The 6414-nt window shown below is 39.7% G+C and carries 8 protein-coding genes; 6 read left to right on the plus strand and 2 right to left on the minus strand.

Going from position 1 to position 6414, the window contains the following annotated elements; genetic code table 11:
- Position 1 precedes the first annotated feature (1 nt).
- From QL898_RS08320 to modB, 6 genes are all read left to right on the plus strand, one after another.
- Positions 2-706, plus strand: coding sequence for a molybdenum cofactor guanylyltransferase (locus tag QL898_RS08320; protein ID WP_290176453.1), 705 nt, complete (start codon positions 2-4; stop codon positions 704-706).
- A gap of 30 nt (positions 707-736) precedes the next feature.
- Positions 737-1243 (plus strand): cyclic pyranopterin monophosphate synthase MoaC, encoded by a 507-nt coding sequence (gene moaC / locus QL898_RS08325; RefSeq protein WP_290176454.1) that lies wholly within the window; start codon positions 737-739, stop codon positions 1241-1243.
- 101 nt (positions 1244-1344) lie between these two features.
- The gene (locus QL898_RS08330) at positions 1345-1626 is read left to right on the plus strand and encodes a MoaD/ThiS family protein (RefSeq protein WP_290176455.1); all 282 of its coding nucleotides are present in this window, start codon (positions 1345-1347) and stop codon (positions 1624-1626) included.
- A gap of 77 nt (positions 1627-1703) precedes the next feature.
- Positions 1704-2195, plus strand: coding sequence for a molybdenum cofactor biosynthesis protein MoaE (locus tag QL898_RS08335; protein ID WP_201571239.1), 492 nt, complete (start codon positions 1704-1706; stop codon positions 2193-2195).
- On the plus strand, positions 2188-3060 hold the full coding sequence (gene modA, locus QL898_RS08340) for a molybdate ABC transporter substrate-binding protein (protein ID WP_290176456.1): 873 nt from the start codon (positions 2188-2190) through the stop codon (positions 3058-3060). Before QL898_RS08335 ends, modA begins: the two co-directional genes overlap by 8 nt.
- Before the next feature lie 46 nt (positions 3061-3106).
- Positions 3107-3808 (plus strand): molybdate ABC transporter permease subunit, encoded by a 702-nt coding sequence (gene modB / locus QL898_RS08345; protein WP_290176457.1) that lies wholly within the window; start codon positions 3107-3109, stop codon positions 3806-3808.
- Between the two features lie 215 nt (positions 3809-4023).
- Here the strand turns inward: modB and QL898_RS08350 are convergent, their stop codons facing one another.
- On the minus strand, positions 4024-4506 hold the full coding sequence (locus QL898_RS08350; RefSeq protein ID WP_057759076.1) for a hypothetical protein: 483 nt from the start codon (positions 4504-4506) through the stop codon (positions 4024-4026).
- A 782-nt stretch (positions 4507-5288) separates the two neighbouring features.
- Entirely contained in the window at positions 5289-5462 is a 174-nt protein-coding gene (locus QL898_RS08355) for a hypothetical protein (RefSeq protein ID WP_290176458.1), read from the minus strand.
- Positions 5463-6414: the final 952 nt, after the last annotated feature.

Raw genomic sequence — 6414 nt, forward strand, 5'->3', positions numbered from 1 at the left:
AATGAAAAACTGCTCAAATAATCTGGATGGTTTGGCAGGTGTGATTATCTTGGCAGGCGGCGCATCTAGACGTATGGGAACGGCTAAGGCGATGCTGACGCTACCGTCAGGTGAGCAGCTGCTAGACTATCATGTTCGTCATGCGAGCAAGTTACAGATTCCTATATTGGTTGCAGATAATGGTCGCGGCTTTCAAACTGGTTTAGATGTCCATTTAGAAAAAACCAATTCGCCTATTATTCATATTGCTGATTATGGTGCTGATGTTGACTCTAATGAGCATGATGCGCGGGTCAAAACTGGCGGCGCATTGGTGGCTATCGAATCAGCCTTACAAACATTGAGCGATTTGAATGATTCAGGCATATCAAAAAATGTACAAGCATCGTGGTTACTGGTTATCAGCTGTGATAGCTTAATACCAGCAACTGACTTGTGGCAGAAACTACAATGTAAAATGAGCCTTGCTGCTGATAAGAAAGTGATTTGCTTAAAAGATGACAGTCACTTATATCCATTATTAGGGCTGTATCAGTTGAGTATCGAGCCTGATTTGAAGGCCTATATAGATAGCGGACAGCGTAGAGTAATGCGGTTTATTCAGCCATTAGTGCAAGCTGTATCATTTAGCAAAGAGTGGCAAAATCTAACCAACTTCAATACGCCTGAAGATTTTAAGCAGGCATGTGCTGCTCTACCAAAATAATAAAAATATCACATAAGAAAGGTTATATAAATGAGTGACAGCGTTCAGATAAATCAGCAATCTATTTTATCTCACTTAGACAGTGATGGTGATATTACCATGGTCGATGTCAGTGGTAAGACAGCAACGACGCGAGAAGCCAACGCCACTGGTCAGGTATGCTTCCCCAGTGAGATTTATGCGCAAATTAAAGCGGCTGATGGTATGACCAAAAAAGGCAGCATCACGCAAACGGCTCATATCGCTGGTATCATGGCGGCCAAACGTACTCATGATCTTATACCGCTTTGCCATCCACTACCGCTAGACAAGATAGGCTTAAGCTTTAAGTACAACGACGCGCTCAGCAGCCTCACGGTCAGTGCGGTAGTCAAGGTTACGCATAAGACAGGGGTGGAGATGGAAGCGTTAACAGCGGTTAGTGTTGCCTGCTTAACTATCTATGATATGACTAAAGCACTATCGCATGACATCGTTATAGATGATATTCATCTGGTCAAAAAGACAGGTGGTAAATCAGACTACAGTCATGCTTAAAGTGATAAAATTGCAGAGTGCGTCGTCAATCAATCAATGAATTAATCAATAAAGATATGCTAAGTGCCAAGCAAGGAAGCTTGCGTAAGAGGGAGAGGTTTATGAGTGCTATCGATATGACAATTAATATCGAATCAACGATGAATATTAACGTCATGTATTTTGCCAGTTTGGCTGACGAGGCCAATTGTCAGCAAGAGACAGTAAGCGTACAGCAGGATATATCATTGACTGAACTATACGAACAGCTTAGTCAAAAGCATCGCTTTAGCCGTCCGCAGTCGGAGCTACGAGTCGCAGTGAATGACTACTTTGCTAAATGGACTGACCAGATAAATGATGGTGATAGCGTGGTTTTCATCACGCCAGTCGCTGGTGGTTAGACAAGCGTTTATTAGTGTCCATTTTGTCAGTAGCTATTCAGTGGTTACAAAGAGAAAATAATAAATAGAGAAGAAAAATGACCGACAACGTCCACGATCATTCAATGAGTATCAAACGTAGTGCTGACGAGGCTTACCTTATCGCTGAGCGTGATGGTTTTGCGCTACTAGATATTGCGATTGATGAAGATAGGCTAAAAAGTACGTTAGATAATGACAGCTGCGGCGCGTTTGTTTGTTTTGAAGGGCGAGTGCGTAATCATAATAACGCTACGAGCGTTGATCGTCTTACCTATTATGGTTATGAGGATTTAGCCATCAACCAGGGCCGCGCCATTATAGAAGAAGCCAAAAAGCGTTTTGAAATTACGCATGCTATTGCGATACATCGTATCGGTGCGTTAGAGATTGGCGATGTGGCTGTGTGGGTTGGGGTAGTGTCAGCGCACCGTTATCCAGCATTCGATGCGTGTCGCTGGATATTAGATACCATCAAAGCGGACATTCCTGTGTGGAAGCAAGAATACTATGAAGACGACTCGTCTAAATGGCTTAGCAATAATGGTTAAGTCATTAGTTACTGTCTGTGTTTCTGCTTGTCTGCTATTGTCACTAAATGCTTGTACGCAAGACAAGGACGCCAATATGGCGCTTGCTTCTGACAAAGTTGAACCAGCTCAAACATTGCGTATCGCTGCGGCTGCTAACTTATCTGATGTACTCCCTCATATTATTGATAGCTATCAGGCTGATAACAGCTCATCTGCCCAAAATATTTCAGATATCTCAGATATTGAAGTTACTTATGCCTCTTCTGGTAAGTTATATGCGCAAATCAAAGCAGGAGCACCGTATGATATATTCTTGTCTGCCAATCAATATTTCCCTGCTAAATTGGCTGATGAAAATTTAGCTAGTGTTACTAACGAAGATGATAAGCTAATCAAGCCTTTTACGTATACCAGAGGTCAATTAGCGCTCTATAGTGTCACCAAACCTTTAAACGATTTTACGCCAACATCGCTAGGTGATGTGTTTACCAGTGCTGACTTTACTCAGGACACCAAGGTAGCTATTGCGAACCCTGACCTTGCGCCTTATGGTGCGTCTGCAAAAGCCTATCTGCAATCACAAAATATGTATGATAAGTTAAATGCTCAAAAAAGCTTAATACAGTCAGAGAATATCGGTCAAGCGTTCCAATACGCTCATACAGGTAGCGTGGATTATGGGTTTGTGGCGCAATCTCAACTCGTTGCGATTAAAGCCAAGCCTGAGCAATTTATTACTTTGCTGCCAACGTCTTATCCAACTATCTTACAAGATGGGATAGTTATCAATAACACCGCCCCAGCAGCAGACTTCACCGACTACCTGCGCTCAAAAGCAGGGCAGCAACACTTCTTACAAGCAGGCTATCTGGCCGTTCAGTAATACGTTAGACTAACCCCTCTCATCATAGAACGAGCAGTGACATTATATGATAGACCAGTCTCTTATGTCAGATATGCTCAGTCCATTTTGGGTGAGCATCAAGCTCGCTTGCGTGACTACCTTATGCTTATTGCTATTTGCAACGCCTATCGCTTATTGGTTGGCTAAGCCGAGCCGTATAAAAGCAATAGGACGTCTTAAGGTACTGCTCATGGGCATCATTGCGATGCCTCTGGTGCTACCACCTACCGTGATTGGTTTTTATCTACTGTTACTGCTCAGTCCTAGTGTGGGTATCGGTAAATGGTTGAGCGAACATAATATTAGCCCGCTGATTTTTACCTTTGAAGGTCTGGTCATTGGTTCTATTATTTACTCATTGCCTTTTTATATACAGCCTGTCTATGCACAGTTTTTGCGGATTCCGCAAAGTGTCACGGAAGTCGCGCATCTGTTAGAACCCAGTCGGTTGCGCCGATTTACCAAAATCTCCCTACCGCAAGCGCGCGTGGGTATTGTTTTGGGCAGCTTAGTCAGCTTTGCTCATACCATTGGTGAGTTCGGTGTGGTGCTGATGATCGGAGGAAGTATATCAGGTGAGACTAAGGTCGTATCGATTGCGATATATGAGCAAGTAGAAGCACTTAACTATGAGGCGGCGCACATGATGTCTGGTATTCTGATTATTATGGGTGTAGTGATGATAGCGTTAATCGCTAGTGTGAGCCGAATAAGTCAACGTCCATAGCACTGAAACATGCGCCTATTGTATCTATGATAATAATCAACCAACAATTAATAAAAATATGAGTCCTACCCACAATAGGGATTTTAGCAAGAATCTAATGTAAGCTTCATAACTCAGATCATTATGTACCAAAAACTTCTCTCCCAGAAAGAGCTCTTATGCGTCTATGACTATCGTTTCCAATAAAATACAACTCTTCATGTATTAACGTTAGTCTAATTAAGAACACTTGATAATATATCAAAAATAGTTTGGTTCTCTATGAGAAGATAACTCAAAATGCTTGGAAGGATGATACCTATAGTTATAGCAATAGCTAAGATTTTCTTGTTTACTTTGAGAGGGCTTGTCATAGATATTTGTGGAAATGATTTTAATACGTAAATTTTTATATGATTGTCAGTAATTTTTATATTTTCTAAAATATCTGTTTTACTTTCTCTAGTAAAGTCAAAAAAAGCATTGATACTAGTAGAAGTATATTCCTTGCTATTTACAGTATAAGAATACTTTATCCTCAAAGTAAATAAACTGTAATCTTCTAGCCCTGAGACTGATTTTTCAATAGTATTAACTTCTACTACCTCAGCCCAAATTCTTCTAGCATTGATTAGTATGTAAAAATCGAAAATCAGTGCAGAGATAGTGTAAATACCAACTAGAACCATCAACAAGAGTAATGTATATATCCAGAACATAGCTGTCCTTTGAGTACTTTTATCAATTGAATCTACCAGTATGTGCTGTATTTATCATCATAATATTAATTGAGACTACACTGCTAAACAATATAGCTATAGTTGTTGATAGTGCTATACCTAACGAATCTGTTGCACTTGTTAATAAGCCTGTTGTTATTGCATTAATCAACATTATGTATGTTATAGCGATTAAAGTTTGGGAGGTTTTATTAGTTGTGCTCAAATTATCATTTTGCCACGTTAAGCTAAAGAAGTCGCTCATTCTTCAAGATAAAGCGTCTGTTAATTATTTTAAGTCGTATATCATAATAAGGAATAAGCTGCTTCTAACGAGAAGACATAAAGCATGAAAGCTATAATAATGAGTTGTTTTATAGACACAAAAAAACCTCAAACAATCTAATGCTTGAGGCGAAACTTGCTTAAACTTAACCGTTTAAATTCGTTTTAAATATGGCGCAGCGGACGGGACTCGAACCCGCGACCCCCGGCGTGACAGGCTAGACCCACCATATTTCATTAAATTACTTTAATCTATGTCAACCTATAAAGACTTATGTAGAAAGGGCTATAGAGATTATTTTGTTAAGACGTTTAGCATACTTTAATACATTTTATGCTGATAAATAAGCTTGTTTTGGTCACCTGATAAGTATAAATACTATACTTACATCAAGGTAAATTAAGTATAATATTTATACTTATTATAATCGATATTTTAACGATTTCCTTTTACGCTAACTAGCAGAGAGGTTATTGATTTATGAGAAATTACATATCTAGCATTTCTGTGCGGCGAGGTTGAACGCTTTTGTCGCACTGATACCATCGGCTTCCTTTTCTAGCGTATAAGGGTTGTTAAATAGTTGCTCAAGGACGCTGGGCAGCCAAGCACAGCTTGACTCTTGCGCTCGGACAAGGGTCTCCCAGACCCTTGTTGTATCCTCGCTCATCATTTAAGCTATAGCTTGGCCCTCTTGAGATGTTATAAGCGGTAAGCTTCTCTCTATCATTATTCACTTCCACCTTAGTATGTAGGATTTTATCAATATCCATCACCACGCCACCCATTTTCACCGCAAGCGCTAAGCCGTAGCGGTACTCAGGGGTTAGGTTGGTGGAAAACGTTCCATAGGTTAAGAAGGGATACTGAACGATACCTGCTTGTTTTTAAGCGATGATGTCTTGACTGTCGTTAATTGCGTAGTAGCTCTGAACGCCAGCTTGTAGAATTTCTCCTGTTAGACTATGCAAAGGTATTTATTTTACTTTGGTCTCTAAGTCTACTATTTAGACCTTATAACTTCCTTTTTTAAGGGTAGACTTATATAAAGCAATAAATAAACTATTATAGTAATAGGAACAAATACAAGAATAGTGTTTAGTATACTCACTCCTAGCGTACCCAAAACTATTCCTGTGGTAAAACCTTTAAACATCCATATTTGATACTTGAAGGGATCAATAAGTTCATATCCACACTTTTTACAAGGAAGTAATGATTGAGAACAAAGATTCTTAATATTAAATACTATTAGGAATTTACTAGGCAATGGAGTTAAACATTGAGGGCATTTTAGCATGCTATACTCTTTAGTCTATTAGTCATCATATTTGTAAGGACACTACCCATTGTAGCAATCATAATGGCAGCGAAAGCTCCACCTGTGACAATTGCAAGTAAAGCAAATATCGCTATGATAGATAATAGCGGGATTAGTATGATAATTCCATCTTTAAAGCTGCAATCCGAGAAAACGCTATATACTGTGGTGATATGACCCCTGCTGTCAATCCCGTAGAACTAAACTTGGGAGATTTTAGTTACGCAGCTTGACGATAAAAGTCAAACCACACTTGTCTTGGCGTTTTATAGCCCAAACCCTTTTGAATCCTAGTCTGATT

The organism is Psychrobacter sp. APC 3279 (assembly GCF_030407795.1).
Lineage (GTDB): Bacteria > Pseudomonadota > Gammaproteobacteria > Pseudomonadales > Moraxellaceae > Psychrobacter.